Origin of the sequence: Pseudomonas sp. KBN12P06040 (assembly GCF_037574965.1) — a bacterium.
In the GTDB taxonomy this organism is placed as follows: Bacteria; Pseudomonadota; Gammaproteobacteria; order Pseudomonadales; family Pseudomonadaceae; genus Pseudomonas; species Pseudomonas aeruginosa.
In genome coordinates, this window is sequence record NZ_JBBELS010000001.1 from 5,634,467 (window position 1) to 5,661,235 (window position 26,769).

Consider the following 26,769-nt stretch of genomic DNA (forward strand, 5'->3'; position numbering starts at 1 on the left):
CCATGAACGTACTCATCATCGGCAGCGGCGGTCGTGAACATGCCCTGGCCTGGAAAGTCGCCCAGGACCCGCGCGTGGCGAAGGTCTTCGTCGCCCCGGGCAACGCCGGCACCGCCACCGAAGCCAAGTGCGAGAACGTCGCCATCGACGTGCTGGCCCTGGAGCAACTGGCCGACTTCGCCGCGAAGAACGTCCAGTTGACCATCGTCGGCCCCGAGGCGCCGCTGGTGGCAGGCGTGGTCGACCTGTTCCGCGAGCGCGGCCTGGATATCTTCGGCCCGACCGCCGGCGCCGCCCAGCTGGAAGGCTCGAAGGCCTTCACCAAGGACTTCCTCGCCCGCCACCGGATCCCCACCGCCGCCTATCGCAACTTCACCGAGGTCGAGCCGGCCCTGGCCTACCTGCGCGAGCAGGGCGCGCCCATCGTCATCAAGGCCGATGGCCTGGCCGCGGGCAAGGGCGTGATCGTCGCCATGAACCTGGACGAAGCCGAAGCCGCCGTGCGCGACATGCTCGCCGGCAATGCCTTCGGCGACGCCGGCTCGCGCGTGGTGATCGAGGAGTTCCTCGATGGCGAGGAGGCCAGCTTCATCGTCATGGTCGACGGCCAGAACGTGCTGCCGATGGCCACCAGCCAGGACCACAAGCGCGTCGGCGATGGCGACAGCGGGCCGAACACCGGCGGCATGGGCGCCTACTCGCCGGCCCCGGTGGTCACCGCCGAGGTCCACCAGCGGGTGCTGGACGAAGTGATCTACCCGACGGTGCGCGGCATGGCCGAGGAAGGCAACGTCTATACCGGCTTCCTCTATGCCGGCCTGATGATCGACAAGAGCGGCGCGCCCAAGGTCATCGAATTCAACTGCCGCTTCGGCGATCCGGAAACCCAGCCGATCATGGTCCGCCTGGAGTCCTCCCTGGTCCTGCTGGTCGAGGCCGCCCTGGCCAAGGCGCTGGACAAGGTCGAGGCGACCTGGGACCCGCGTCCGACCGTTGGCGTGGTACTGGCCGCCGGCGGCTATCCGGGCGACTACGCCAAGGGCGAGGTCATCGAAGGCCTGGCCGAGGCCGCCGCGCTGGACGGCAAGGTGTTCCACGCCGGCACCGCGCTGAAGGATGGCCAGGTGGTCACCTCCGGCGGCCGCGTGCTCTGCGCCACCGCCATCGGCGAGAGCGTGTCCGCCGCCCAGCAACAGGCCTATCGCCTGGCCGAGAAGATCCGCTGGAACGGCTGCTTCTACCGCAAGGACATCGGCTACCGTGCCATCGCCCGCGAGCGCGGCGAGTCCTGACCGGGCCCGAGGCCGCGGGCGCCGCACGGCGCTTCCGCGGCCTATGCCGTTGCCACGGCCACTTGGCTATAATCCGGCCATTCACCTTCGAAGGGACTTCGCCGTGGTACGGCTTCGGATCGCCATAGGACTACTCGTCAGCTTCCTGCTGCTTCTGCTCGGTCCGATGTCGCCGGCGGTCGCGGACGACGCCGGCGTTTCCAGCGTTCCCCTGCAAACCACCGCCACTACTCCCAGCGCCAACCAGAACTGGCGCCTGCTGCGCGACGAGAGCGCGCAACTGCGGATCGCCGACGTCCTCCAGCGCAAGGAGCAGTTCCGCCCGCTGGCCAAGCGCTCCTTCATCTTCCCCGCCAGCCCCCAGGCGGTCTGGCTGCAGGTCCAGCTTCCCGCGCAGAAGGTGCCGAGCTGGCTGTGGATCTTCGCCCCGCGGGTGCAGTATCTGGACTACTACCTGGTGCAGGACGGCCAACTGGTGCGGGACCAGCACACCGGCGAGTCGCGACCGTTCCAGGAGCGCCCGCTGCCCTCGCGCTCCTACCTGTTCTCGCTGCCGGTCGACGGCAAGCCGATGACCCTGTACGTGCGGATGACCTCCAACCATCCACTGATGGCCTGGTTCGACCAGATCGACGAAGCCGGCCTGGTCGGCCTGGAGAAGCCCGCCTACGCCTTCGGCATGCTGCTCGGCGGCATGCTCCTGCTGCTGATGTACAACCTGATCCGCTTCGCCTACTCGCGCAGCGCCAGCAGCCTGTGGCTGGCGGCGGTGCACGCGGCGCTGGCGGTCTGCGCCGCGGCGAACCTGGGGCTGGTGGCGTTCTGGCTGCCGGGACTCAAGTTCAACCAGTCGCTGACCGCCGACCTCGGCGCCCTCGGCGCCGCGGTGAGCCTGCTGTGGTTCGCCTGCAGCTTCTTCCGCGGCACTGCGGAAAGCCGCCTGAACCGCCTCCTGCAAGGCGAGGCGCTGTTGATCCTGGCGGTCGGCGCGATCATCGCCTTCACCCAGCAACTCTGGTTCAGCTGGCTGATCTACCTGCTGGTGATCCTCAGTTCGCTCAGCGTCCCGCTGGTCGCGGCCTGGCACTGGTATCGCGGCTACCAGCCGGCGCGCCTGATCGTTGCCGGGATGATCGTGTTCAACGCCGGCTTCATGGTGTTCCTGCCGGTGCTGTTCGGCACCAAGCAACTCGATCCGGGCTGGCTGGTGCTCGGCGTGTTCAGCTTCGCCACCCTCGCCGGGCTGGTCCTGAGCGTCTCGCTCACCGAACGCCAGCGGCTGATCCAGCAGCTCAACCTGCAACAGCGCACCAGCGAGGCGGCGCACACCGCGGAATTGCAGACCAAGGCCGAGTTCCTGGCCAAGATCAGCCACGAGATCCGCACGCCCATGAACGGCGTGCTGGGGATGACCGAACTGCTCCTCGGCACCCCGTTGTCGGCGAAGCAGCGCGACTACGTGCAGACCATCCACAGCGCCGGCAACGAGCTGCTCACGCTGATCAACGAGATCCTCGACATCTCCAAGCTGGAGTCCGGACAGATCGAGCTGGACGAAGTGCAGTTCGACCTCAACGCGCTGATCGAGGACTGCCTGGATATCTTCCGGGTCAAGGCCGAGCAGCAGCGCATCGAGCTGATCAGCTTCACCCAGCCGCAGGTGCCGCGGGTCATCGGCGGCGATCCGACGCGCCTGCGCCAGGTGGTCCTGAGCCTGCTGGACAACGCGTTCAAGCAGACCGAGGAAGGCGAGATCCTGCTGGTGGTGGCCCTCGACGACCAGGGCGAGACACCGCGCCTGCGCATCGCCGTGCAGGACAGCGGCCACCCGTTCGACGCCAAGGAGCGCGAGGCGCTGCTCACCGCCGAGCTGCACAGCGGCGACTTCCTTTCCGCCAGCAAGCTCGGCAGCCACCTCGGCCTGATCATCGCCCGCCAACTGGTGCGGCTGATGGGCGGGGAGTTCGGCATCCAGTCCGGCAGCAGCCAGGGCACCACCCTGTCGCTGACCCTGCCGCTCGACCCGCAGCAGTTGGAGAACCCCACCGCCGACCTCGACGGCCCGCTGCAGGGCGCCCGGCTGCTGGTGGTGGACGACAACGAAACCTGCCGCAAGGTGCTGGTGCAGCAGTGCAGCGGCTGGGGCCTGAACGTCAGCGCGGTGTCGTCCGGCAAGGAGGCGCTGGCCCAGTTGCGCACCAAGGCGCACCTGCGCGAGTACTTCGACGTGGTCCTGCTCGACCAGGACATGCCCGGCATGACCGGCATGCAACTGGCGGCGAAGATCAAGGAAGACCCCAACCTCAACCACGACATCCTGCTGATCATGCTCACCGGGATCAGCAACGCGCCGAGCAAGATCATCGCCCGCAACGCCGGGATCAAGCGCATCCTGGCCAAGCCGGTGGCCGGCTACACGCTGAAGGCGACCCTCGCCGACGAACTCGCCCAGCGCGGCGTCAGCGGCGTCACCAACTACCTGCAACCGGCCAAGGAAGCGCAGGCGCCGAGCCTGCCGAGCGATTTCCGGATCCTCGTCGCCGAGGACAACAGCATCTCCACCAAGGTCATCCGCGGCATGTTGAACAAGCTCAACCTCCAGCCGGACACCGCCAGCAACGGCCAGGAGGCGCTCAGCGCGATGAAGGCGACCCAGTACGACCTGGTGCTGATGGACTGCGAGATGCCGGTTCTGGACGGCTTCTCCGCCACCGAGCAGCTCCGCGCCTGGGAAGCCCACGAACAGCGCCCGCATACCCCGGTGGTGGCGCTCACCGCGCACATCCTCAGCGAACACAAGGAACGCGCGCGGCTGGTCGGCATGGACGGGCACATGGCCAAGCCGGTGGAGCTGTCGCAATTGCGTGAGCTGATCGCCTACTGGGTCGGCGAACGCGATCGCCGCCGCCAGGGCGACGCCCTGCCCTCCTGAGGGCAGCGACGTGCTCCGGCGCTGCACCCGGCCTCCGCCACGGCGGATAACCGCACGCGGTTATTCGCCCTACGCCCCGGTGGCCCCAACTCCCGCAGGGCGCATGACGCCAACGGCGTTATCCGCCGACACAGCCACTTCCGCCACGGCGGATAACCGCACGCGGTTATTCGCCCTACGCCCCGGTGGTCCCGACTCCCGTAGGGCGCATGACGCCAACGGCGTTATCCGCCGACACCCGGCCTCGTTGTCACATGCCACGCGAACCGGCATATTGCCAACCCGCCGGACATCGCGCCGGCCCGTCGCACGCTATGCTCATGCCCACCCCCGGACCGGAAGCGCCTCCATGCATTTGCTGTTCAGCGTCTACCTGAAGATGCTGGTGCTCTATAGCCCCTTCTTCGTGCTGTCCTGCTTCATCAGCCTCAGCCGCGGCTTCGGCCCGCGCGACCGCAAGCGCATGGCCTGGCGGGTGGCCCTGGCGGCGCTGATCGCCAGCGTCGCGCTGTACCTGTTCGGCCGCTACATCTTCATCCTCTTCGGTATCACCGCCGACGCCTTCCGCATCGGCGCCGGCAGCGTGCTATTCATCTCCGCGCTGGGCATGGCCCAGGGCCGCGCGGCGGTGCAGAGCGACAACGTGCAGCAGGACGTGACCATCGTCCCACTGACCATTCCTCTCACCGTCGGCCCCGGCACCATCGGCGCGCTGCTGGTGATGGGCGTCGGCCAGGGCTGGGAGGCCAAGCTGATCTCCCTGGTGGCGATCTTCCTCGCCTGCCTGACCCTCGGCACCACGCTCTATCTTTCCGACCGCATCGAACGCCTGCTTGGCGACCAGGGCCTGCAGATCGTCAGTCGCCTGATGGGGCTGTTCGTCTGCGCGCTGGCGGCGCAGATCATCGTCACCGGCCTGAAGGGTTCGCTGTTCCCAGGCTGAGCGCACCAGCCTGAGGCGGACACCCTGGATGCCGCGCCCTGACGCACCGCAGTGGTGCCCGGGCGAAGCGGCGGCGCTCCCATGGACGCGCCGCCGGCGGTAGGGAGGGAGGTCAGCGCGACGCCTCCCCATCCGGAGCCCACGACCCCTTCTCCGTCGATATCCGGCGAAAACCCGCTGAAAACGCCGCCTTCACCGGCATAGCCAGGCCTGCTTGGCATGCTTCCCCGGCGACTCGCGGCGCCTTTTCGCCGACCGATACCGGCCAGCGCCAAGAAGAGGCACAGCCTTTGCTCTGGAGCCTCGACGAAGAGATCCAGGCCGCAGTGCGCACCCCGCCGTCCACCGGACGGATGCCCGACGACAAGCACGACGCCTCCTGAAAACTGCCGCCCCGACCGCTGGTGAATGGAGAACAACACCAATGAAACGTCGCAGTCTGCTCAAGGCCTTCACGCTGTCCGCGTCCATCGCTTCCATGGGCCTGTCCTGGTCCATCCAGGCCGCCGAAACCATCAAGGTCGGCATCCTTCACTCGCTGTCCGGGACCATGGCGATCTCCGAGACCTCGCTGAAGGACATGGTCCTGATGACCATCGACGAGATCAACGCCAAGGGCGGGGTCAACGGCAGGAAGCTGGAGGCGGTGGTGGTCGATCCCGCGTCGAACTGGCCGCTGTTCGCGGAAAAGGCCCGCCAGTTGCTGACCCAGGACAAGGTCGCGGTGGTCTTCGGTTGCTGGACCTCGGTGTCGCGCAAATCGGTGTTGCCGGTGTTCGAGGAACTCAACGGATTGCTGTTCTACCCGGTCCAGTACGAGGGCGAGGAACTCTCGCCGAACGTCTTCTATACCGGCGCGGCGCCGAACCAGCAGGCGATCCCGGCGGTGGAGTACCTGATGAGCGAGGACGGCGGCGGTGCCAGGCGCTTCTTCCTGCTCGGCACCGACTATGTCTACCCGCGCACCACCAACAAGATCCTGCGCGCCTTCCTGCACAGCAAGGGCGTGGACGACAAGGACATCCAGGAGGTCTACACGCCATTCGGCCACAGCGACTACCAGACCATCGTCGCCGACATCAAGAAGTTCGCCGCAGGCGGCAAGACCGCGGTGGTCTCCACCGTCAACGGCGACTCCAACGTGCCCTTCTACAAGGAACTGGCCAACCAGGGCCTGGAAGCCACCGAGGTGCCGGTGGTGGCCTTCTCCGTAGGCGAGGAAGAACTGCGCGGCATCGACACCAAGCCGCTGGTCGGCAACCTGGCGGCATGGAACTACTTCGAGTCGGTGAGCAATCCGGTCAACGAGAAGTTCGTCGCCGACTGGAAAGCCTACGCCAAGGCGAAGAACCTGCCGAACTACGCCACCGCGGTGACCAACGACCCCATGGAAGCCACCTACGTCGGCATCCATATGTGGGCGCAGGCCGTGGAAAAGGCCGGCAGCACCGAGGTCGACAAGGTTCGCGAGGCGATGGCCGGGCAAAGCTTCAAGGCGCCATCCGGCTACACGCTGGTCATGGACAAGAGCAACCACCACCTGCACAAGCCGGTGATGATCGGCGAGATCCAGGACGACGGCCAGTTCGAAGTGGTCTGGAAGACCCCCGAACCGCTTCGCGCGCAACCCTGGAGCCCGTTCATCCCGGGCAACGAGAAGAAGCCGGAGCATGCGCTGAAGAGCAACTGAGTTCTGCCGTGAAGAACCCTGCCCCCCTGACCAGGCGTTCCCCTGAACGGAACGGGAACGCCCCGGTCGCGCGCCGAACGGCCCCCTCGCCCTTCAGGGAGAGGGCGGGGGAGAGGGGCAACGACCGGCCACACTGCACGTCGCCCAGGAACCCCAGCATGCCCCTTGCCCTCCTCACCCGCCCGCTCCAGGCCTGTGTCCTGGTCCTGGCCGCCCTTCTCGCGGTGACGGCCTACGCCGGACCGGCGCAGGACTTCGCCGCTGCCGACAACGGCGGTCGCGCCCACCTGCTCGAACACTGGGCGGCGACGCCCGACGCCGATCGCCTGGCCTTTCTCGAAGCACTGCGCCACAACCGCATTGCGCTGGACAGCCGCCAGCAGCCATTCATCCTCGGCGCCGACCAGCGTTTCCAGGCCGCCGAAGGCGACGCCCTGCCGGACGGCGAGCCGAAGCCGCTGCGCCTGAACAATCGCCTGCGCGGCCTGCTCAACACCGCCCTGGCCAGCCACCAGTTGGTGGCCAACGAAGTGCCGCTGCGGCTGGCCGCCGCGCAGCAGTTGCAGAAAACCGCCAAGGCCGCGCAACGGCCGCTGCTCGAAGCGCGCCTGCGGATCGAGAGCGACGCTGGCGTGAAGGAAGCCCTCGGCCTGGCCCTGGCCAACCTGCAACTCGGCGATCCCGACCCGGCGCTACGCCTTTCCGCCGTGCGCCTGCTCGGCGAGTCCGGCGATCCGCTGGCGCGAACCCGTCTGGAGAACCTGCTCGACCCGACGGTAGAACCGGAGGAAGGCGTGCGCATCGCCGCCGCCACCAGCCTGGCCCAGGTCAAGCGCCGGCTGCTGGTCGGCGACCTGCTCGGCCAGGCCTTCAGCGGCCTGTCGCTGGGCTCGATCCTGCTGCTCGCGGCGCTCGGCCTGGCGATCACCTACGGCCTGCTCGGGGTGATCAACATGGCCCACGGCGAAATGCTCATGCTCGGCGCCTATTCCACCTACGTGGTGCAACTGCTGTTCCAGCGCCTGGCGCCGGAATGGCTAGCGCTCTACCCGTTGCTGGCGCTACCGGTGGCGTTCTGCGTCAGCGCCGCCATCGGCATGGCCCTGGAGCGCACGGTGATCCGCCATCTCTACGGCCGGCCGCTGGAAACCCTGCTCGCCACCTGGGGCATCAGCCTGGTGCTGATCCAGCTGGTGCGGATGCTGTTCGGCGCGCAGAACGTCGAGGTAGCCAACCCGGCCTGGCTGTCCGGCGGCATCCAGGTGCTGCCGAACCTGGTGCTGCCGTGGAACCGCATCGTCATCATCGGCTTCGCCCTGTTCGTGCTGCTCCTCACCTGGCTGCTGCTGAACCGCACGCGGCTCGGCCTGAACGTCCGCGCGGTGACCCAGAACCGCAACATGGCGGCCTGCTGCGGGGTGCCCACAGGGCGCGTGGACATGCTCGCCTTCGGTCTCGGCTCGGGCATCGCCGGGCTCGGCGGGGTAGCCCTGTCGCAGGTCGGCAACGTCGGCCCGGACCTCGGCCAGGGCTACATCATCGACTCCTTCCTGGTGGTGGTGCTCGGCGGCGTCGGCCAGCTCGCCGGCAGCGTCCTCGCCGCCTTCGGCCTCGGCGTGGCGAACAAGATCCTCGAACCGCAGATCGGCGCGGTGCTGGGCAAGATCCTGATCCTCGCGCTGATCGTCCTGTTCATCCAGAAACGCCCGCAGGGACTGTTCGCCCTGAAAGGGAGGGTCATCGATTGAACCAGCCACTCACCGTCACCCTCGCCCGCCGGGCCGGCGGCCGCGTCACCGCTATCGCGCTCGGCGCAGCCTTCGCCACGCTGCTGGCCATGCCGCTGCTGCACCTGCTGCCGGCGGACAGCGCGCTGCACCTCTCGGCCTACAGCCTGACCCTGACCGGCAAGATCCTCTGCTACGCCATCGTCGCCCTCGCCCTCGACCTGGTCTGGGGCTACGCCGGCCTGCTGTCCCTCGGCCACGGGCTGTTCTTCGCCCTCGGCGGCTACGCCATGGGCATGTACCTGATGCGCCAGGCCTCCGGCGACAGCCTGCCGGCGTTCATGACCTTCCTTTCCTGGAACGAACTGCCCTGGTACTGGGCCGGCACCCAGCACTTCCTCTGGGCGCTGTGCCTGGTGGTGCTGGTGCCCGGCGCGCTGGCCTTCGCCTTCGGCTACTTCGCCTTCCGCTCGCGGATCCGCGGCGTGTACTTCTCGATCATGACCCAGGCCCTGACCTTCGCCGGCATGCTGCTGTTCTTCCGCAACGAGACCGGTTTCGGCGGCAACAACGGCTTCACCGACTTCCGCAGCATTCTCGGCTTCCCGATCACCGCGCCGGGCACCCGCGCCGCCCTGTTCCTCGCCACCGTCGCGCTGCTCGCGGCCAGCCTGCTGCTCGGCTGGCGCCTGGCGCGGAGCAAGTTCGGCCGGGTCCTCACCGCGCTGCGCGACGCCGAGAACCGCCTGATGTTCTGCGGCTACGACCCGCGCGGCTACAAACTCTTCGTCTGGACCCTGAGCGCGGTGCTCTGCGGCCTCGCCGGCGCGCTGTTCGTGCCGCAGGTGGGGATCATCAACCCCAGCGAGATGTCGCCGACCAACTCCATCGAAGCCGCCGTCTGGGTCGCCCTCGGCGGACGCGGCACCCTGCTCGGCCCGCTGCTCGGCGCCGGCGTGGTGAACGGCGCGAAGAGCTGGTTCACCGTGGCCTTCCCGGAATACTGGCTGTTCTTCCTCGGCGCGCTGTTCATCGTCGTCACCCTGTACCTGCCGCGCGGCCTGCTCGGCCTGCTGCGCAAGGAGAAGGAGCAATGAGGACCACCCCGCACCTGATGCTCGAACCGGCCTTCCACCCCGGCCTCGATACCGCCGGCAGCGGCCGCGACGCCATCGGCCTGGGCGCCGCCACCAGCGGCCGACTGGACGCGCGCCACGGCACCATCCTCAGCCTGGAAGACATCAACGTCAGCTTCGACGGCTTCAAGGCCCTGCGCGACCTGACCCTGTACATCGGCGTCGGCGAATTGCGCTGCATCATCGGCCCCAACGGCGCCGGCAAGACCACCCTGATGGACGTGATCACCGGCAAGACCCGCCCGCAGAGCGGTACCGCGTATTTCGGCGACACCCTCGACCTGACCCGCATGAGCGAGGTGCAGATCGCCCAGGCCGGGATCGGCCGCAAGTTCCAGAAGCCCACGGTGTTCGAGGCCCTGAGCGTGTTCGAGAACCTCGAACTGGCGCAGAGGGCCGACAAGTCGGTGTGGGCCAGCCTGCGCGCGCGGCTCGACGGCACGCAGAGGGAACGCATCGAGGAGGTGCTCGCCACCATCCGCCTGCTGGAGTCGCGGCAGCGTCCGGCGGGTTTGCTGTCCCACGGCCAGAAGCAGTTCCTCGAGATCGGCATGCTGCTGGTGCAGGAACCGCAGTTGCTGCTGCTCGACGAGCCGGTGGCGGGCATGACCGATGCCGAGACCGAATTCACCGCCGAGCTGTTCAAGTCCCTGGCGCGCAAGCACTCGCTGATGGTGGTGGAGCACGACATGGGTTTCGTCGGCAGCATCGCCGACCATGTCACCGTGCTGCACCAGGGCCACGTGCTGGCCGAAGGCTCGCTGGCGGAGGTACAGGCCGACGAACAGGTGATCGAGGTCTACCTCGGTCGCTGACGCCAGCCATCCGCTCGGCGGGTAGCGCCTGCCAAGTGGCGCCCGTCGCGTAGGGCGAATGACCGCTCGCGGTTATCCGCCGAGCGAGGCTGGGGAATCGCAGTGAAGAACCATCACGGGACAAATGGAAGAGAACCATGCTGCAAGTCGACAAGCTGCACCAGTACTACGGCGGTAGCCATATCCTCCGTGGCCTGAGCTTCGAGGCGAAGGTGGGCGAGGTGACCTGCCTGCTCGGTCGCAACGGGGTGGGCAAGACCACCCTGCTGCGCTGCCTGATGGGCCTGGTCCCTGCCCGCGAGGGCCAGGTCGCCTGGGAAGGCCGTTCGCTCACCGGACTCAGGCCGCACCAGCGGGTCCGCGCCGGGATCGCCTACGTGCCGCAGGGACGGGAAATCTTCCCCCGGCTGACGGTGGAAGAGAACCTGCTGATGGGACTGTCCCGTTTCAGCGCCAGGGACGCCCGGACGGTGCCGGACTTCATCTACGAGCTGTTCCCGGTCCTGCGCGAAATGAAACAGCGCCGCGGCGGCGACCTCTCCGGCGGCCAGCAGCAGCAACTGGCGATCGGCCGCGCCCTGGCCAGCCAGCCGCGACTGCTGATCCTCGACGAACCCACGGAAGGCATCCAGCCTTCGGTGATCAAGGAGATCGGCACGGTCGTCCGCAGCCTGGCGGCGCGCGGCGACATGGCGATCCTGCTGGTCGAGCAGTTCTACGACTTCGCCGCCGAACTGGCCGACCAATACCTGGTGATGGCGCGCGGCGAGATCGTCCAGCAGGGCCGCGGCCGCGACATGGAGAGCGAGGGCGTGCGCGGGCTGGTGGCGATTTGAACGGACTGGGACACACTGCCGCTGGCGCAACCGGGGCCTGCGCTGGCAATCTCTATGCCCTCGTCTTTCCGCAGGAGGTCGAAATGACCGTCACTCTGCGCCCGGCCGTCCAGGCCGACGCGGGCTTCGCCGCGCTCTGCGTCGCCGCCGCCTATGCCCCGTGGATCGCGGTGATCGGCCGCAAGCCCTGGCCGATGACCCAGGACTACCACGAGGTGATCGCCAGCGACCGGGTCCTCATCGCCGAGCACGACGGCCAGCCGGTCGGCCTGCTGGTGACCCGGGAAACCGCCGACGGCTTCCTCGTCGACAACCTCGCCGTGCTTCCCGAATGCAAGGGCCAGGGCATCGGCCGACAGCTGCTGGAACGCGCCGAGCGCGACGCGACGAGCCTCGGCTACCGCTCGCTGTACCTCTACACCAACGAGCGGATGACGGAAAACATCGCGCTCTACGCCAGGGTCGGCTACCTCGAATACGAACGCCGCCAGGAAGAGGGATTCCGCCGCGTGTTCATGCGCAAGGCCCTGGCCTGACCCGACCGATGACCGCCGCCCTCCCCGACCTGAGCTTCCACCCCGCCTGGCACGCCCAGCTGGAGCTGGCCTACGCCCGCGCCGGCGACGCCACACGCCCGGTGACGCGGCGCCACGCCGGACCGCTGCGGGTGCAGAAGCACCTCTACGCCGAAGGCCCGGAAGTCTGCCAGCACATCCTCGTGCATCCGCCCGGCGGCATCGCCGGCGGCGACAGCCTGGCCTTCGACGTGCGCCTCGGCGAACGCGCCTGGGCCCAGCTCACCAGCCCCGGCGCGGCCAAGTGGTACCGCGCCGCCTGCCCGTCGCGGCAGACCCTGGAGATCCACCTGGAGCCCGGCGCCACCCTGGAATGGCTGCCGCAGGAAAGCATCGTCTTCGCCGGCGCCCAGGCCGAACTGGAAACCCGTATCCAACTGCGCGGCGACGCCCGCCTGTTCTACTGGGACATGGTCGCCCTCGGCCGCCCGGCCAGCGGCGAGCGCTTCGCCAGCGGCCATTTCGTCGCGGCCCTGGACATCCGCCGCGACGACCGCCTGCTCTGGCACGAGCGCCAGCGCATCGACGGCGGCGACCGCCTGCTCGACTCGCCGATCGGCCTCGCCGGGCACCCGGTGCTGGCGACCCTGGTCGCCAGCGGCGAGATCGACACCGACCTGCTGCAACGCTGCCGCGCGCTCCCCTGCGCCGGCCGCGGCAACCTCAGCCAGTTGCCCGGCGGCCTGCTGGTGGCGCGCTGCCTGGCCGACGAGGCGCTGCACGCGCGAGCCTGGCTGATCGAACTCTGGCGCCTGCTGCGGCCGGCGCTGCTCGGCCGCGAGGCCGTTCCCCCACGCATCTGGAGTACCTGAGATGGACTTGTCCCCCCGCGAGAAAGACAAGCTGCTGATCTTCACCGCCGGCCTGCTCGCCGAGCGCCGGCTGGCACGCGGTCTCAAGCTGAACTACCCGGAGGCGGTGGCGCTGATCTCCGCCGCCCTGCTGGAGGGCGCGCGCGACGGCCGCAGCGTCGCCGAACTGATGCACTACGGCACCACCCTGCTGAGCCGCGAGCAGGTGATGGAGGGCGTGCCGGAGATGATCCCGGACATCCAGGTGGAGGCCACCTTCCCCGACGGCACCAAGCTGGTGACCGTCCACCAGCCCATCGCCTGAGGCCGCCCATGAGCGCTTCGATCCGCGACGCCGGCGTCGCCGACCTGCCCGGCATCCTCGCCATCTACAACGACGCCGTGGGCAATACCACGGCGATCTGGAACGAAACCCCGGTGGACCTGGCCAACCGCCAGGCCTGGTTCGACACCCGCGCCCGCCAGGGCTACCCGATCCTGGTGGCGAGCGACGCCGCCGGCGAAGTGCTCGGCTACGCCGCCTACGGCGACTGGCGACCCTTCGAGGGCTTCCGCGGCACCGTCGAGCACTCCGTCTACGTGCGCGACGACCAGCGCGGCAAAGGCCTCGGCGTGCAACTGCTACAGGCGCTGATCGAACGTGCGCGGGCCCAGGGACTGCACGTCATGGTGGCCGCCATCGAAAGCGGCAATGCCGCCTCGATCGGCCTGCACCGGCGTCTCGGCTTCGAGATCAGCGGGCAGATGCCGCAGGTGGGCCAGAAGTTCGGCCGCTGGCTCGACCTGACCTTCATGCAACTGAACCTCGACCCGACGCGCAGCGCGCCCTGAGCCCCAAGGAGCCCCCATGATCCCCGGTGAATACGACATCCAGCCCGGCGATATCGAACTCAACGCCGGCCGCCGCACCCTCGCCCTGAGCGTGGCGAACACCGGTGACCGGCCGATCCAGGTCGGCTCGCACTACCACTTCTTCGAGGTCAACGACGCCCTCGCCTTCGACCGTCCGGCCACCCGTGGCATGCGCCTGAACATCGCCGCCGGCACCGCGGTGCGCTTCGAACCGGGGCAGAGCCGCGAGGTGGAGCTGGTGGAAATCGGCGGCGGACGGCGGGTATACGGCTTCGCCGGGCGGGTGATGGGGGACCTCTAGGGCCCATTCCCAACTGGCCAGGTCCGAGGAAAGACAGCGAACACCGACGATCGCCAAAGGAGCGTTCGATGAAAATCAGCAGACAAGCCTACGCCGACATGTTCGGCCCCACCGTCGGCGACCGCGTGCGCCTGGCCGACACCGACCTGTGGCTCGAGGTGGAACGGGACTTCACCGTCTATGGCGAGGAAGTGAAGTTCGGCGGCGGCAAGGTCATCCGCGACGGCATGGGCCAGAGCCAGCTGGGCGCGGCGCAGGTGGTCGACACGGTGATCACCAACGCGCTGATCCTCGACCACTGGGGCGTAGTCAAGGCCGACGTCGGTCTCAAGGACGGGCGCATCCAGGCCATCGGCAAGGCCGGCAACCCGGACATCCAGCCCGGGGTGAACATCGCCATCGGCGCCGGCACCGAGGTGATCGCCGGCGAGGGCATGATCCTCACCGCCGGCGGCATCGACACGCACATCCACTTCATCTGCCCGCAGCAGATCGAAGAGGCGCTGATGAGCGGCGTCACCACCATGATCGGCGGCGGCACCGGCCCCGCCGCCGGGACCAACGCCACCACCTGCACCTCCGGTCCCTGGCACATGGCGCGGATGCTCCAGGCCGCCGACGCCTTCCCGATGAACATCGGCTTCACCGGCAAGGGCAACGCCAGCCTGCCGCTGCCGCTGGAGGAGCAGGTACTCGCCGGCGCCATCGGCCTGAAGCTGCACGAGGACTGGGGCAGCACCCCGGCGGCGATCGACAACTGCCTGGAGGTGGCCGAGCGCCACGACATCCAGGTGGCGATCCACACCGACACCCTCAACGAATCCGGCTTCGTCGAGACCACCCTCGGCGCCTTCAAGGGCCGCACCATCCACACCTACCACACCGAGGGCGCCGGCGGCGGCCACGCACCGGACATCATCAAGGCCTGCGGCTTCGCCAACGTGCTGCCCAGCTCGACCAACCCGACACGGCCGTTCACCCGCAATACCATCGACGAGCACCTGGACATGCTGATGGTCTGCCACCACCTCGACCCGGCCATCGCCGAGGACGTGGCCTTCGCCGAGTCGCGCATCCGCCGCGAGACCATCGCCGCCGAGGACATCCTCCACGACCTCGGCGCGTTCAGCATGATCAGCTCCGACAGCCAGGCCATGGGCCCGGGTCGGCGAAGTGATCACGCGCACCTGGCAGACCGCCGACAAGATGAAGCGCCAGCGCGGCCGCCTCGACGGCGACGGTGCGCGCAACGACAACTTCCGCGCCAGGCGCTACATCGCCAAGTACACCATCAACCCGGCGATCACCCACGGCATCAGCCATGAAGTGGGCTCCGTCGAAGCCGGCAAGTGGGCCGACCTGGTGCTCTGGCGCCCGGCCTTCTTCGGCGTCAAGCCGAGCCTGATCCTCAAGGGCGGGGCCATCGCCGCCAGCCTGATGGGCGACATCAACGGCTCGATCCCCACGCCGCAGCCGGTGCACTACCGGCCGATGTTCGCCAGCTACGCCGGCAGCCGTCACGCGACCAGCCTGACCTTCGTCAGCCAGGCCGCCTTCGCCGCCGGCGTACCGCAGCAGCTCGGCCTGCGCAAGGCCATCGGCGTGGTCAGCGGCTGTCGTGGTGTGCAGAAGACCGACCTGATCCACAACGGCTACCTGCCGACCATCGAGGTCGACGCACAGAACTACCAGGTACGCGCCGACGGCCAGTTGCTCTGGTGCGAACCGGCGGACGTGCTGCCGATGGCACAGCGCTATTTCCTGTTCTGATTCCCACGCGACGGGGCCCGGCGCCACGCCGGGACGTCGACCGCTCCGTTCGGACAGCTTGGCTTGCCGGCGCTAGCGGCGACAATGGCGCCTCCCCGCAGCCGCCGGCAGTCCGTCCATGTCCTCCCGCCAATCGTCCCGCAACGCTTCCACCCCGTATCTGGCCAAGGCCTTCCAGGCGACGGCCATCGTCGTGGTCAGCTACTTCCTCTACTGGACCTACCAGCTCTACCAGTACGGCGAGATTCCCATCAGCAAGAAGGACGTGATGCTGCGCCAAGCCATCCTCGCGCGCTTTCCGGCGGACTACGAGGTGGAGATCAAGGGCGCCGACCTGCTCGGCTTCGGCGAGAAATTCCTGGTCGCCTACGGCAATCGGCGCTTCGTCGGCAAGGCCTTCGCCATGGACGACCAGGTCATCGAGCGCCTGGAGCGGAACCAGGGACGGACCAACCTGCCGCTGGTGAAGGTGTTCTACATCGCCGAACCCGGCCTCCTCTCCTCGCTGCTCAACCTCTCCCCGTTCCTGGATATCCAGAAGAACATGGTCGAGCTGAGCCTCCGGGAATACCGGAAGATCCAGTTGGTCCCCTTCGATCCGGACGCGAAGCGGAAACCGCGCGAGCAGTTCGAAACCGATTATGCCTTCCCCCAGCTGTTCAGCCTCAGCCAACTGGAAGTCGCCGACTACGACGGCGACGGCCGCGACGAACTGCACCTGGGCTACCTGTCCTACGCCGGCGGTTCGGGAGGGACGCGCTGGTCGGTGATCTACGACCTGAAGGACGGCGCGCTGACCGCCCATTCCGGCTATCCGGAAATGCTCGACATCGACGTCGCCCGGTTCATCCAGGCGGTCAACCTGTACGCCGGCCTCGACGGCACCCTGCCGCGCGACCAGCGTCAGCTGGAAGACGTGGTCGGCCGAGGCAGCGAGCGCTTCGCGCTGACCGCCGCGGAGCGCCAGGCACTGGTCGCCGACCCGCCGCAGCGGGACGACTACGCCAGGGTCCTGATGAGCCTTTCGCCGCGCTCGCCCTACGCCCCCGATCGCTTCATCGACCTCGGCGATGGCAGCCGACTGAGCCTGGCCCCGCGCCATACCGACGATTACTCGACCTTCCTCGACATCGGCGGGAAGAAAATCTTCGTCGAAGCCTTCTACGTCGACGACGACGCCTGCCACTGGTGCGAGCATCGCTGGCGAGTGATGGCTTTCCATTACGACGACGGTCGCTGGATCTCGGACCGCACCATCAACGGTGACAGCTTCAACGGGCAGTGGCTGCGCAACGCGGAGCCGCTGGGCCTCAACGACGTTTTCGGCACCTACCGCGACCAGGGCCCGGCGGGCCTGGCCTGGTCCTTCATCGACCCGCGCTGGACCGCCTCCAGCCAGCATGACATGGACGATCCGCTGGGCGTGGGGATGCGCACCCTGTCGCCGGTGGAGCAATGGGTGAAGGAACGCTATCGGGAAAACTGAGGCAGGCCTTCAGCGCAACTGGCTGTCCTTGCTGCCGCGGCGGTTGTAGCCGCTGAACTTCGCCTGTTCCCTGTCGTGCTCGGCCTGGCAGTTGACGCACAGGCGCACGCCGGGAATCGCCCGGCGCCGCGCCTCGGGGATCGCCGCGTCGCACTCTTCGCAATGGGTCAGGCTCTCGCCACGGGGCAACTGGCTGCGCGCACGAGCGATGGCATCCTCGATCGTGCTGTCGATCTGTTCCTGCACCGCACCGTCGTTCGCCCACCCGCTGGCCATGACTGACTCCTCTGGCTGAAACCCTGGAACCTCCAGATATGGGCGTTCGCCCGCGGCTTTGCAAGGGCGGCGCGACCATCGGCCTGGCGTGGCACAATCGCCAGCCAAGCCTGAAGGTACACCGCATGATGGGACCGTTCCGCCGCCTCGCCCACCTGATCGACCAGGGCCGCCAGCTCGACGCCGCGCTCGCCGGCGATCCGTTCGCCCTGCCGGCGCCGGAGGACCGCTATAGCGTCCGGCAACTGCACGGCCTGTATCCGCGCCGTCATCCCGGTCTCTACGCACCGCTGCTCGGCAGCCTGGCGCTGCTGCTCGGTGCCGCGCCGCTGGGTCTTGCCGCGCTGCGCCTGGCATTGCCGGAGGCTCCTTTGCGGCCGCTGGGCTGGCTCTCCGCCCTGCCGCTGCTGGCGGCCTGGCTGTGGCTGATCGCCCTGCTCTCCCGCGGCGCCAGCCTCGGCCCGCGCCTGGCCCGCGACGCCAGCCTGCTGCTGGTCGGCGCCGGGCTCCTGCTGCGCCTGGCCAGCGGCGAGACGTCGGGCCTGGTGGCGCTCGGCGGCGGCGCCTGTGCCTGGCTGCTGTTCAACAGCCGCGCGATGCAACGCTACATGGAACTGGTCTACGCCCAGCGCCTGTACCGCGCCCAGTCGGCCAACCGCCCCGGTTCGGCGCAGCGGCGCCTGGCCAACCAGGCCGCCTACCGCGAACGCAAGCGACGCGAGCGCTCCGGGCGATCCTGAACCAGACTGTCGCCCTGCGACCTTCTGCGCATTGGCGGGCGCCGCCACCAGCGCGTAGGGTAACGCGCTCTCTCTCCTCGGCCTCAAGGACGACCCGGACATGAAGATCGACTCAGCCTCCAGCTCTCCGAGCCTGGCCCAGCGGCAGCTGATGACCCGCACTCCCGACCAGGATTTCCAGCGCGACTTCCAGGCCGCCTACGCGCGCCTCGCGGTCGCCGCCGAAGGCAGCGCGGAGCAGGCCGGGGCGCTGGCCGACACCCTCGGCGCCACCCAGCTGGAATACAGCCGGGTGCGCGGCGTCAGCCTGGAAGACCAGTTGCGCTTCGCCCATGTGCTCAACCGCGCCTGCGAAAACGGCGCGCAACTGGACGCCCGCGGCTTCCTCGCCCGCCTGGGCGCCGACGACCTGCAGGCGCTGCAGCGCAACATGGGCCTGGCCGAGCCGATCCGGGTCGAGGCGCTGAGCGAGGAAGGCGCGCGCAACCTGCTGCTGCCGGAAGGCTACAGCGTCGACCTGGACGGCGACGGCATCACCGAGGTGGGCGCCGCGAAGATCCGCCACTTCCCCCCGCGCGACGCACCGCAGGCCTTCCTCGACCAGTGGCTGGCGCTCACCGCCGGCATGGACGGCGCCGCCTATTCGAACGCCCGCGACGGGTTGCAATGGGCTTTCGACATCCGCGCCATGGCCGGCCAGCCCCTGGCCACCGACCAGTTGGCCAGCTACCACACGGCGGTGGACGACTACCTGGGCATGCTCGCCGAGCACCGCCACGCCCTGGTTCCCGGCCAGTATGAACGCGACCTGCCGCTGTACCAGGCGCTGCGCCAGCGCCTGGCCTGAGGTCGCCTACTCTTTGACTTCCATGTAGTCGCGGGCCCAGGCCTGGTACTCCTCGGGGAAGGTGTACTTCTTCGACAACTCCGAGGCGGTCAGGTCCGAGGCCACCGCCCCGCGCTCCTCGCGCAGGCAGTCGTAGGTCGCCTTGATCGCGGCGAAATAGGCGGCGTGGCCGTTGACCACGACACGCACACCGAGCCGCGCCAGGCGGGCGTCGTCGCGCAGTTGCGGATTACCGTAGGTGACCAGCATCAGCGGGATGTGCAGGTGCTCGGCGATCGCCTCGAGGTGGGCGAAGTCGCGCACGCCGACCAGGCAGATGCCATCGGCGCCGGCTTCCTGGTAGGCCAGGGTGCGCTGGATCACCGCATCGACGTCGATCAGTTCGGCGTTGGTCCGGGCAATGATGGTCAACGCCGGGTCGACCCTCGCCTCCAGGGCCGCGCGAATCTTGCCGACGCCTTCCTCGACGCAGATCAGGTCGGTGGACTTGCGCCCGAACTGCGCCGGCAGCAGGGTGTCCTCGATGGTCAGCGCAGCGATTCCGGCGCGCTCCAGTTCGACCACCGTACGCATTACGTTCAGCGCGTTGCCGTAGCCGTGGTCGGCGTCGGCGATCACCGGCAGGCGCGCCACCCGGCCGATGCGGGTGGCCTGCTCGACGAATTCGCTGAGGGTGATCAGGGCGAAGTCCGGCGCCGCCAGGACCTGCAGGGAAGCCACCGAACCGCCGAGGATGCCGCACTCGAAGCCGAGGTCGGCGGCGATGCGCGCCGACATGGGATCGAACACGGAAGCGGTGTGGTAGCAACGGGAGGAGTCCAACAGCGCGCGAAACATCGCACGCAACTCATGGTGTGAGGCTCTATGCATGACGAAATCCAGGACAACACGGCAAGACGGAGTGGGAAAGCAGCGCCAACATAGCACCATGCGCGGGCCCCTTGGCAAATCCGTATACAAAGGTCGGGGCGGCCCGCACGGACGTACCAGGACGCTTCCTGCCGATCGCCGGCGGTGAAATCCGCGACGCTCTCGCATACACTGCGCGGCCGTTTTTTTCCCGGACCGTTTCGCGCCATGAACCCGAGCACCGCCGCCCGCGCCCTGGGCATCGATTTTGGCACCTCCAACTCCACCGTCGGCTGGTGGCGGCCGGAGGTCGAACCGCTGATCGAGCTGGAGGACGGCAAGATCACCCTGCCCTCGGTGGTGTTCTTCAACGTCGAGGAGCGCCGCCCGGTCTACGGCCGCCAGGCGCTCGGCGAGTACCTGGAGGGCTACGAGGGCCGGCTGATGCGCTCGCTGAAGAGCCTGCTGGGCTCCAAGCTGCTGAAGAGCGAGACCACCGTGCTCGGCAGCGCCCTGCCGTTCAAGGACCTGCTCGGCCTGTTCATCGGCCAGCTCAAGGCGCGCGGCGAGGCCGCCGCCGGGCAAGCCTTCGACGCGGTGGTGCTGGGTCGCCCGGTGTTCTTCGTCGACGACGACCCGGAGGCCGACCGCGAGGCCCAGGACACCCTGGTGCAGGTGGCCAACAAGCTCGGCTTCAAGGAGGTTTCCTTCCAGTACGAACCGATCGCCGCGGCCTTCGACTACGAGCGCGGCATCCAGCGCGAGGAACTGGTCCTGATCGTCGACATCGGCGGCGGCACCTCGGACTTCTCCCTGGTGCGCCTGGCGCCGGAGCGGCGCAACCTGGCCGAGCGCCAGGACGACATCCTGGCCACCGGCGGCGTGCACATCGGCGGTACCGACTTCGACAAGCAGCTCAGCCTGGAAGGCGTGATGCCGCTGTTCGGCTACGGCAGCCGGATGAAGAGCGACGCCTTCATGCCCACCAGCTACCACCTGAACCTGGCCACTTGGCACACCATCAACGCGGTGTACGCGCAGAAGTCGCAATTGGCGCTGAAGAACATGCGCTACGACATCGTCGACAGCACCGGCATCGACCGCCTCTTCAGGCTCATCGAGGAACGCGCCGGGCACTGGCTGGCGATGCAGGTGGAAGACAGCAAGATCCGCCTGACCGAAACCGAGCGCCTGCACCTCTCGCTGGAGCGCATCGAGGCCGGGCTCGGCGTGGAGCTGACCCGTGGGCTGTTCGAGAACGCCGTCGACGGACTGCTGGAGCGCGTGCGCAACAGCGTCGCGCAACTGCTGGCCTCGGCCGGGGTCGACCCGGACCGGGTCGACACGGTGTTCTTCACCGGCGGTTCGAGCGGCATTCCGGCGCTGCGCCGGAGCGTCTCGGCGATGCTGCCCAACGCCCGTCATGTCGAGGGCAACCTGTTCGGCAGCATCGGCAGCGGCCTGGCCATCGAGGCGAAGAAGCGCTATGGCTGAGCCGCCCTGGTCGTGCCCCTGCCCTATAGGGGGATAAGGTCACACCGGGCCCGCCATGGCGGATAACCGCGAGCGGTTATCCGCCCTACGCCAGGACCACGCCACACCCGTCCGCAGGGCGGATAACGCCACAGGCGTTATCCGCCGCCACACCGAGCCCGACGAGGGTGGGGCTCACTTCTTCAGGCAGGTGCTCATGAACGCCTTGCGTTCGTCGCCCTTGAGCGCCTTGGCGGTGGCGTCGGCGTTGCAGGTCTTCATCTTCTCCTGCTGGGTCGCCGCCTTGGCGCTGCCGCCGGCCTTCAGGCAACTGCTCATGAATGCCTTGCGCTCGTCGCCTTTGAGCGACTTGGCGCTGGCGTCGGCGTTGCAGCTCTTCATCTTCTCCTGCTGCGCGGTGGCCTTGCCGCCGGCAGGCGCGCCGGCCTTCAGGCAGCCGCTCATGAACGCCTTGCGTTCGTCGCCCTTGAGCGCCTTGGTGGTGGCCTCGGCGTTGCAGGCGGTCATCTTCTCCTGCTGCGCGGTGGCAGCGAAACCATGGGCCGAGACGGCCATGGCCAATACGAACATCGGGATACGCAGGATATTCATCGAACTCTCCTTGAAGGGCTGCACGTTCGCATGCAGGTGCGCTGAAGTCTAGCGACTGCGGCGGGCTTTGCAGGGGCTGGGAACGCGTCCTGTGCGCTTGCGACAAGCGTCATGTTTCGCGGCTAGACTGACGCTTCGCACGAGGAGGAGTTCCATGCAACAGGTCATCGCGGTGAGCCTCTGCGCCACCCACGCGTTCAGCAAGCAAGTGCGTCCCGCCATCCGCCTCCTGAAAGGCCTCGGCGTCGAGGGCGACGCCCACCACGGCGTCACCGTGAAGCACCGCTCGCGGGTGCGGCAGGACCCGACCCAGCCGAACCTACGCCAGGTCCACCTGATCCACGAGGAACTGCACGACGAGCTACGCGCCAGCGGCTTCGCCATCGGCCCAGGGACCATGGGCGAGAACATCACCACCCGTGGCGTCGACCTGCTCGGCCTGCCCACCGGCACCCGCCTGCGCCTGGGGGAAAGCGCCCTGGTCGAGCTGACCGGCCTGCGCAATCCCTGCTCGCAGCTGGACAACTACCAGCCCGGACTGACCGCCGCCGTGCTCGGCCGCGACGAACAGGGCAACCTGATTCGCAAGGCCGGGGTGATGGCGATCGTCCTGGAGGACGGCGAGGTTCGCCCCGGCGACGCCATCGATATCCAGCTGCCACCCTTGCCGCACCGGGCCCTGGAGAAGGTCTGAGGCAATCCGCCGCGATTCCGGGCGAACTCTGCGCGAGGGCCTGCGTTCCAATGTTGGCAAGCACCGCTCAACCACAAGGAGTCACAGCATGTACAAGCAGTCACTGGCGGCACTGTTCGTGATGGCAACCCTGGCCGGCTGCGCGTCGACCAAGGTGCAGAACCCGGTCAACTACATCACCTTCCGCAACGAACCGCTGGTCAAGGATGTCGAGAAAGGCATGAGCCAGCAGGAAGTCCTGCGCATCGGCGGCACGCCTTCCGGCACCCAGAAGCGCCTGATGAAACCGGGGAGCTGCAACAGCTACATCCTCAACAAGGACGGCCAGCAGCAGCCGTTCTACGTCAGTTTCGACGGCAGCGGCAAGGTCGACGGCTCGGGCTTCCTGAGCTGCTCCGAGCTGGACCGCCACGAGCGCGACGCCCGCCCCTGACGGCTCGACGCCCCGCTTCCTTACGGAGGCGGGGCGTCTGCGTTCAGGCCCGGGACAGGGCCTCGATCAGTTCGGCCTTGCGCATCGTCGAACGACCGCGGATGTCGCGCTTGCGCGCCAGCTGCATCAATTCCTCGCGGGTCATCTCGCTCACCGAGGTGCTGCCCTGACGTTTGCCACGGCTCGCCGAGCCGCGGTTGGCCGGTCTCCCTGAGCGGGCCTGGGCGGCGCGATGGGCCGAGTCCTTGCGGTCGGCGCGCTTGGCCGTCTCGCTCTTGGCGCGGCCGGAACCGCCCTTGCGCTCGCCGCCGCCGGACTGCTTGTTCACCGTCGCCCAGGCGCGCGCCTCGGCTTCCGATTCGCTCACACCCTTGGCCTTGTAGCTCTCCTCGATGTGCTCGGCCTTGCGCTGCTGCTTGTCGCTGTACTTGCTCTTGTCGCCACGGGGCATGGGGATATCTCCCTTTGCGATGGGTTCACTGTTGGGACCGGGAGGCGACGGCGGACGTTCAGAGAAAGTGCACACCGGCACAAACCCCTTGACCTTGCCCCAGGGGCAATCCGTAGTCTGCCGCTATCCCGCAGCAGGAACCGGAAATGCTCACCATCGGCCAACTGGCGCGAATCTTCGAGATCTCCACCAAGACGCTTCGCCACTACGATGCCATCGGACTGTTCGTCCCCGCGCGCACCGGTAGCGACAACGGCTACCGCTACTACCAGCCGGAACAGATCGAGCAGCTCTCGCGCATACTCGCGCTGCGCCGGCTGGACGTTCCGCTGGAAGCCATCGACCGCCTGAAACGCGATGGCGCGCTGGACGACCCGCAACGCCTGCGGCATTTCCTGCAACGACACCAGCACACCCTGCGCGAAGAGATCAGCGCCCGCCAGCGCCTGCTGGCGGAACTCGACCGAACCCTGGCGACGCTCGCCCACTGGAGGATCCGCAACATGCATGCACGAATCGTCGAACGTCCCGCCTTCAGCGTGGTGGGCATGGAATACTTCGGCAGCGCCCCCGGCGACACCATCGGCCAGCTCTGGGAACGCTTCATCCCGCGCGAGCACGAGATCGCTGGCAAGCACGATCCCGAGGTCTCCTATGGCATCTGCGCGCAGCAGCCCAACGGTGAATTCCACTACGTCGCCGGCTTCGAGGTGCAGGAAGGCTGGCCGGTGCCGGAGGGCATGGTGCGCTTCCAGGTGCCGGCGCAGAAGTACGCGGTGTTCACCCACAAGGGCACGGCGCCGCAGATCGCCGAGAGCTTCCAGGCGATCTACAGCCACCTGCTCGCCGAACGCGGCCTGGAGCCCAAGGCGGGGGTCGACTTCGAATACTACGACCAGCGTTTCCGCGGACCGCTGGATCCGAACTCGCAAGTCGACCTGTATATCCCCATCTACTGACTCAGCGCTTGCCGGCCGGCGCCTTGGCCGGCTGGCGCATGCGTTGCAGCAGGGCGGTGCACTGGTTGTCGTCGCTCTTGCTCGGCGCCACCAGAGCCAGCAGGCTGGCCGCCGGGCCCACCGCCACGCCGAGGGCGATCATTCCCGCGCCGCGCGCCACCAGCGGCCCAGCGTGGACCCCGGCGTCGGGCTTGGCGAAGGTGCCGCGCACGTACAGCGGCGAGCGCAGCGAGAAGATCCGCAGGCCCTTGCTGTGCGGGGTGACATCGAGGTCGAGCTTCTCGTTGGCGAAGTTCACCGTGCCGTCGACGTTGACCAGCGCGTTCTCGGTGTCGAAGACGAACAGCCGGCTGGTCATCAGGCCCTTCTGCAGGCCGAAGTCGGCGGCCGCGCAGTTGATCTTCACCTCGTCGTCGCCGAACAGCTTGGTCACCAGGTAGTTTCCGACATTGAGGCCGGCGATTTCGGTCAGGCCCTTGCTGATCGCGCCGTCGTTGATCAGCATCTTCAATTCGCCATCGGCGCCGCCGAGGATCTTCGCCACCGAATTGCCATTGCCGCTGAGACTGGCGTCGCCGTTCAGCTCGCCGAAGCTGGTCTGCATCGGCGCGAAGCCGGGGAACAACTGCTTCAGCTTGAAGCCCCGCGCGCTCATCTTCACTCGGCTCTGCATCGGCTGCTTGCCGCCGTCCAGGCGGATGTCCGACTCCAGCTTGCCGCCGGCCACGCCGAAGCGCAGGGGCTCCAGGCGCAGCAGGCCGTCGTTGAGCACCAGATGGGTATAGAGGTCGCTGATCGGCAACTGGTCGCTGTGGACGATACGCTTGCCGGTGAATTCCACGTCGGCGTCCATGTCGCGCCAGCGCTCGGTACGGAATTCCTCCACCGGCAGCACCTTGTCGCCCGGCTGGCGGCTGGTCTGCCCGCGCTTCTGTTTCTCGGCATTGCTGTCGGCGCCGATCAGCGGGCCGAGGTCGGCGAAGCGCAGTTGCTCGGAGGTCAGCTTTCCGGACAGCTTCGGCCTAGGCTGGCGAGCGACGAAGGTCAGGCTGCCGTGCAGGTCGCTGGCGCCGACCTTGCCGTTGAAGTTCTCGTAGCGGAACAGTGCGCCGCCCTCCTCCTTGAGCCGCGCCAGCAGGTGTCCGTCGGTGGAGTAGGCCGGAGTGTCCGGCAGGGTGATGCCGGTCAGCGGATAGAGATTGGCCATGCTGGTCCCGGACAGCTTCAGGCGCAGGTCGAGGGCGCCGAGGTTGAGCGGGTCGGTCAGGGTGCCGACCACCGCGGCACGGGTGCTGCCGGCACTGACCTCGGCCTGTAGCGGGAAGGGCTTGCTCGCATCCTGCAACGCCAGCATCCCGCCGACCTTGCCCGAGCCGGCCAGAGCCTGGCCCTTGTAGGTGCCCTTGACCTTCCAGCCGAACACATAGTCCTGGGCGTTCGCCGCATCGCCCGTGGCCAGCGCCTTGCCGGCCAACTGGCCGAACGGCACCGGCTTGCCGAGCGGGTCGACCAGCACTTCCAGGCGGGTCTTCAAACGCTGGTCGTCGAGGCTGACGCTACCCTTGTCGAAACCGATCTCGCGGATGTCCAGTTGCCAGGCGGACGGCTCGTCGCTGTCGCTGGCAGGCAGGTCGAAATCCCAGTTGGCGCGGCCGTCGGCCAGGCGCAGGAGGTCGGCGCGCGGCTGGGTCAGCTTGATCTGTGGAATGCGGATGGTCTGCCAGAGCAACGGCAACGGCGCGAGGCGGAATTCGATGCGTTCCAGGCTGGCGAACTCGCTCGCCTTGGTCTTGCCCGCCGTCCACTCCGGGTTGCCGAGGGTGATGTCCTCGGCGCTGAAGCGCGGCCAGGGGATCCAGGCGCGCCAGCCTTCCTCGCCCTCCTCGCGGCGCCAGGCCACGGCGAGGTTGCCGTTGATGGCGAACGGGCGGTTCAGCGCCGCCGAGACCTTTTCGTTGAGGGTGGGCTTGATCAGGTTCCAGTCGAAGGTGGCGATGAACACCACCAACGCCGCCAGCAGCAGGACCAGGCTGGCGAGGCTCCAGGTCAGGATCTTTCGGCCGCGCGTCATGCACAACTCCTTTTCGCCGCGTCGGTTGTCGGGCAGGCGCGGCAGCGCGCCTCGCTCAGCCCGTCAGTGTGCAGGCTGGCCCATGGACTCGCCAGCGCGAATACGCCGGCCCGTTCCGTTAGGACCGGCGAAACGCCGGCATTGCTCCCCGTCCCACGCATTTCAGGCAAAAGGCCAGTTCGGCGGCGGGTCGATAA

Annotated in this window: 25 protein-coding genes and 2 pseudogenes; 21 read left to right on the plus strand and 6 right to left on the minus strand. The window is 68.1% G+C overall.

What is annotated here, in order from left to right:
• Positions 1-2 precede the first annotated feature (2 nt).
• From purD to VQ067_RS26700, 15 genes and pseudogenes are all read left to right on the plus strand, one after another.
• Entirely contained in the window at positions 3-1,292 is a 1,290-nt protein-coding gene (gene purD, locus VQ067_RS26630) for a phosphoribosylamine--glycine ligase (protein WP_003121117.1), read from the plus strand.
• Positions 1,293-1,395: 103 nt separating this feature from the next.
• Complete coding sequence (gene retS / locus VQ067_RS26635; protein WP_003111227.1) at positions 1,396-4,224, plus strand: hybrid sensor histidine kinase/response regulator RetS; 2,829 nt, start codon at positions 1,396-1,398, stop codon at positions 4,222-4,224.
• 349 nt (positions 4,225-4,573) lie between these two features.
• Positions 4,574-5,167 (plus strand): MarC family protein, encoded by a 594-nt coding sequence (locus tag VQ067_RS26640; RefSeq protein WP_003095417.1) that lies wholly within the window; start codon positions 4,574-4,576, stop codon positions 5,165-5,167.
• Between the two features lie 424 nt (positions 5,168-5,591).
• Positions 5,592-6,857: an urea ABC transporter substrate-binding protein gene (gene urtA, locus VQ067_RS26645; RefSeq protein ID WP_033990034.1), complete on the plus strand. Its 1,266-nt coding sequence runs from the start codon at positions 5,592-5,594 to the stop codon at positions 6,855-6,857.
• A 158-nt stretch (positions 6,858-7,015) separates the two neighbouring features.
• Positions 7,016-8,605: an urea ABC transporter permease subunit UrtB gene (gene urtB / locus VQ067_RS26650; RefSeq protein WP_023096190.1), complete on the plus strand. Its 1,590-nt coding sequence runs from the start codon at positions 7,016-7,018 to the stop codon at positions 8,603-8,605.
• Positions 8,602-9,681, plus strand: coding sequence for an urea ABC transporter permease subunit UrtC (gene urtC, locus VQ067_RS26655; protein WP_003105139.1), 1,080 nt, complete (start codon positions 8,602-8,604; stop codon positions 9,679-9,681). Before urtB ends, urtC begins: the two co-directional genes overlap by 4 nt.
• Positions 9,678-10,535: an urea ABC transporter ATP-binding protein UrtD gene (gene urtD / locus VQ067_RS26660; protein WP_003105136.1), complete on the plus strand. Its 858-nt coding sequence runs from the start codon at positions 9,678-9,680 to the stop codon at positions 10,533-10,535. The genes urtC and urtD overlap by 4 nt, the downstream gene beginning before the upstream one ends.
• A gap of 137 nt (positions 10,536-10,672) precedes the next feature.
• Complete coding sequence (gene urtE, locus VQ067_RS26665) at positions 10,673-11,371, plus strand: urea ABC transporter ATP-binding subunit UrtE (RefSeq protein WP_003095434.1); 699 nt, start codon at positions 10,673-10,675, stop codon at positions 11,369-11,371.
• Between the two features lie 83 nt (positions 11,372-11,454).
• Positions 11,455-11,907, plus strand: coding sequence for a GNAT family N-acetyltransferase (locus VQ067_RS26670; protein ID WP_003095437.1), 453 nt, complete (start codon positions 11,455-11,457; stop codon positions 11,905-11,907).
• Positions 11,908-11,915: 8 nt separating this feature from the next.
• Positions 11,916-12,758 (plus strand): urease accessory protein UreD, encoded by an 843-nt coding sequence (locus VQ067_RS26675; protein ID WP_003116109.1) that lies wholly within the window; start codon positions 11,916-11,918, stop codon positions 12,756-12,758.
• A gap of 1 nt (position 12,759) precedes the next feature.
• Positions 12,760-13,062, plus strand: coding sequence for an urease subunit gamma (locus tag VQ067_RS26680; RefSeq protein WP_003095443.1), 303 nt, complete (start codon positions 12,760-12,762; stop codon positions 13,060-13,062).
• An 8-nt stretch (positions 13,063-13,070) separates the two neighbouring features.
• Positions 13,071-13,589 (plus strand): L-methionine sulfoximine N-acetyltransferase, encoded by a 519-nt coding sequence (locus tag VQ067_RS26685; protein WP_003095446.1) that lies wholly within the window; start codon positions 13,071-13,073, stop codon positions 13,587-13,589.
• A 16-nt stretch (positions 13,590-13,605) separates the two neighbouring features.
• The gene (locus VQ067_RS26690; protein WP_003095450.1) at positions 13,606-13,911 is read left to right on the plus strand and encodes an urease subunit beta; all 306 of its coding nucleotides are present in this window, start codon (positions 13,606-13,608) and stop codon (positions 13,909-13,911) included.
• Between the two features lie 68 nt (positions 13,912-13,979).
• Positions 13,980-15,681: pseudogene (gene ureC, locus VQ067_RS26695) on the plus strand (urease subunit alpha).
• Positions 15,682-15,799: 118 nt separating this feature from the next.
• A complete protein-coding gene (locus tag VQ067_RS26700) occupies positions 15,800-17,167 on the plus strand; it encodes a hypothetical protein (RefSeq protein ID WP_033937827.1) in 1,368 nt (455 codons plus the stop codon).
• 9 nt (positions 17,168-17,176) lie between these two features.
• On the opposite strand, the gene VQ067_RS26705 is transcribed toward VQ067_RS26700, so the two are convergent.
• Positions 17,177-17,443 carry a DksA/TraR family C4-type zinc finger protein gene (locus VQ067_RS26705; protein WP_003095462.1) on the minus strand — a complete coding sequence of 89 codons (267 nt, stop codon included), beginning with the start codon at positions 17,441-17,443 and terminating at the stop codon, positions 17,177-17,179.
• A gap of 125 nt (positions 17,444-17,568) precedes the next feature.
• Here VQ067_RS26705 and VQ067_RS26710 point away from each other — a divergent pair, with 125 nt between their 5' ends.
• Entirely contained in the window at positions 17,569-18,183 is a 615-nt protein-coding gene (locus tag VQ067_RS26710; protein ID WP_003135384.1) for a hypothetical protein, read from the plus strand.
• 100 nt (positions 18,184-18,283) lie between these two features.
• Entirely contained in the window at positions 18,284-19,030 is a 747-nt protein-coding gene (locus tag VQ067_RS26715) for a hypothetical protein (protein WP_033990032.1), read from the plus strand.
• A gap of 6 nt (positions 19,031-19,036) precedes the next feature.
• Here the strand turns inward: VQ067_RS26715 and VQ067_RS26720 are convergent, their stop codons facing one another.
• A complete protein-coding gene (locus VQ067_RS26720; RefSeq protein ID WP_003121125.1) occupies positions 19,037-19,900 on the minus strand; it encodes an isocitrate lyase/PEP mutase family protein in 864 nt (287 codons plus the stop codon).
• Positions 19,901-20,107: 207 nt separating this feature from the next.
• Here VQ067_RS26720 and VQ067_RS26725 point away from each other — a divergent pair, with 207 nt between their 5' ends.
• On the plus strand, positions 20,108-21,373 hold the full coding sequence (locus tag VQ067_RS26725) for an Hsp70 family protein (protein ID WP_003095476.1): 1,266 nt from the start codon (positions 20,108-20,110) through the stop codon (positions 21,371-21,373).
• A gap of 174 nt (positions 21,374-21,547) precedes the next feature.
• Here VQ067_RS26725 and VQ067_RS33535 read toward each other — a convergent pair whose 3' ends face one another.
• Both VQ067_RS33535 and VQ067_RS33540 read right to left on the minus strand, forming a co-directional pair.
• Positions 21,548-21,817, minus strand: coding sequence for a PsiF family protein (locus tag VQ067_RS33535; protein WP_058133593.1), 270 nt, complete (start codon positions 21,815-21,817; stop codon positions 21,548-21,550).
• Positions 21,812-21,964: pseudogene (locus VQ067_RS33540) on the minus strand (PsiF family protein); the annotation flags it as partial. The gene VQ067_RS33535 and the pseudogene VQ067_RS33540, both read right to left, overlap by 6 nt.
• A gap of 154 nt (positions 21,965-22,118) precedes the next feature.
• On the opposite strand from VQ067_RS33540, the gene VQ067_RS26735 reads away from it, so the two are divergent.
• Together VQ067_RS26735 and osmE are read left to right on the plus strand one after the other, a co-directional pair.
• Positions 22,119-22,658, plus strand: a complete 540-nt coding sequence (locus tag VQ067_RS26735; protein WP_003095483.1) for an MOSC domain-containing protein — start codon at positions 22,119-22,121, stop codon at positions 22,656-22,658.
• An 88-nt stretch (positions 22,659-22,746) separates the two neighbouring features.
• A complete protein-coding gene (osmE, locus tag VQ067_RS26740; protein ID WP_003095488.1) occupies positions 22,747-23,091 on the plus strand; it encodes an osmotically-inducible lipoprotein OsmE in 345 nt (114 codons plus the stop codon).
• A gap of 43 nt (positions 23,092-23,134) precedes the next feature.
• Here the strand turns inward: osmE and VQ067_RS26745 are convergent, their stop codons facing one another.
• The gene (locus VQ067_RS26745; RefSeq protein ID WP_003095492.1) at positions 23,135-23,542 is read right to left on the minus strand and encodes a Rho termination factor N-terminal domain-containing protein; all 408 of its coding nucleotides are present in this window, start codon (positions 23,540-23,542) and stop codon (positions 23,135-23,137) included.
• A gap of 146 nt (positions 23,543-23,688) precedes the next feature.
• On the opposite strand from VQ067_RS26745, the gene brlR reads away from it, so the two are divergent.
• A complete protein-coding gene (gene brlR / locus VQ067_RS26750; protein ID WP_003095496.1) occupies positions 23,689-24,501 on the plus strand; it encodes a c-di-GMP-binding multidrug transporter transcriptional regulator BrlR in 813 nt (270 codons plus the stop codon).
• Between the two features lies 1 nt (position 24,502).
• Here brlR and VQ067_RS26755 read toward each other — a convergent pair whose 3' ends face one another.
• Positions 24,503-26,572, minus strand: coding sequence for an AsmA family protein (locus VQ067_RS26755; RefSeq protein WP_033990031.1), 2,070 nt, complete (start codon positions 26,570-26,572; stop codon positions 24,503-24,505).
• Between the last annotated feature and the right edge of the window lie 197 nt (positions 26,573-26,769).

Coding starts and splice junctions, on each gene's coding strand:
- urtB (WP_023096190.1), top strand. CDS start 7,016: ATGCCCCTTGCCCTCCTCACCCGCCCGCTCCAGGCCTGTGTCCTGGTC.
- urtD (WP_003105136.1), top strand. CDS start 9,678: ATGAGGACCACCCCGCACCTGATGCTCGAACCGGCCTTCCACCCCGGC.
- purD (WP_003121117.1), top strand. CDS start 3: ATGAACGTACTCATCATCGGCAGCGGCGGTCGTGAACATGCCCTGGCC.
- VQ067_RS26710 (WP_003135384.1), top strand. CDS start 17,569: ATGATGGGACCGTTCCGCCGCCTCGCCCACCTGATCGACCAGGGCCGC.
- VQ067_RS26725 (WP_003095476.1), top strand. CDS start 20,108: ATGAACCCGAGCACCGCCGCCCGCGCCCTGGGCATCGATTTTGGCACC.
- urtA (WP_033990034.1), top strand. CDS start 5,592: ATGAAACGTCGCAGTCTGCTCAAGGCCTTCACGCTGTCCGCGTCCATC.
- VQ067_RS26745 (WP_003095492.1), bottom strand. CDS start 23,542: ATGCCCCGTGGCGACAAGAGCAAGTACAGCGACAAGCAGCAGCGCAAG.
- VQ067_RS26705 (WP_003095462.1), bottom strand. CDS start 17,443: ATGGCCAGCGGGTGGGCGAACGACGGTGCGGTGCAGGAACAGATCGAC.
- VQ067_RS26735 (WP_003095483.1), top strand. CDS start 22,119: ATGCAACAGGTCATCGCGGTGAGCCTCTGCGCCACCCACGCGTTCAGC.
- VQ067_RS26685 (WP_003095446.1), top strand. CDS start 13,071: ATGAGCGCTTCGATCCGCGACGCCGGCGTCGCCGACCTGCCCGGCATC.
- brlR (WP_003095496.1), top strand. CDS start 23,689: ATGCTCACCATCGGCCAACTGGCGCGAATCTTCGAGATCTCCACCAAG.
- VQ067_RS26670 (WP_003095437.1), top strand. CDS start 11,455: ATGACCGTCACTCTGCGCCCGGCCGTCCAGGCCGACGCGGGCTTCGCC.
- urtE (WP_003095434.1), top strand. CDS start 10,673: ATGCTGCAAGTCGACAAGCTGCACCAGTACTACGGCGGTAGCCATATC.
- VQ067_RS26690 (WP_003095450.1), top strand. CDS start 13,606: ATGATCCCCGGTGAATACGACATCCAGCCCGGCGATATCGAACTCAAC.
- VQ067_RS26715 (WP_033990032.1), top strand. CDS start 18,284: ATGAAGATCGACTCAGCCTCCAGCTCTCCGAGCCTGGCCCAGCGGCAG.
- VQ067_RS26755 (WP_033990031.1), bottom strand. CDS start 26,572: ATGACGCGCGGCCGAAAGATCCTGACCTGGAGCCTCGCCAGCCTGGTC.
- VQ067_RS26700 (WP_033937827.1), top strand. CDS start 15,800: ATGTCCTCCCGCCAATCGTCCCGCAACGCTTCCACCCCGTATCTGGCC.
- VQ067_RS26640 (WP_003095417.1), top strand. CDS start 4,574: ATGCATTTGCTGTTCAGCGTCTACCTGAAGATGCTGGTGCTCTATAGC.
- VQ067_RS33535 (WP_058133593.1), bottom strand. CDS start 21,817: ATGAGCGGCTGCCTGAAGGCCGGCGCGCCTGCCGGCGGCAAGGCCACC.
- VQ067_RS26675 (WP_003116109.1), top strand. CDS start 11,916: ATGACCGCCGCCCTCCCCGACCTGAGCTTCCACCCCGCCTGGCACGCC.
- VQ067_RS26680 (WP_003095443.1), top strand. CDS start 12,760: ATGGACTTGTCCCCCCGCGAGAAAGACAAGCTGCTGATCTTCACCGCC.
- osmE (WP_003095488.1), top strand. CDS start 22,747: ATGTACAAGCAGTCACTGGCGGCACTGTTCGTGATGGCAACCCTGGCC.
- VQ067_RS26720 (WP_003121125.1), bottom strand. CDS start 19,900: ATGCATAGAGCCTCACACCATGAGTTGCGTGCGATGTTTCGCGCGCTG.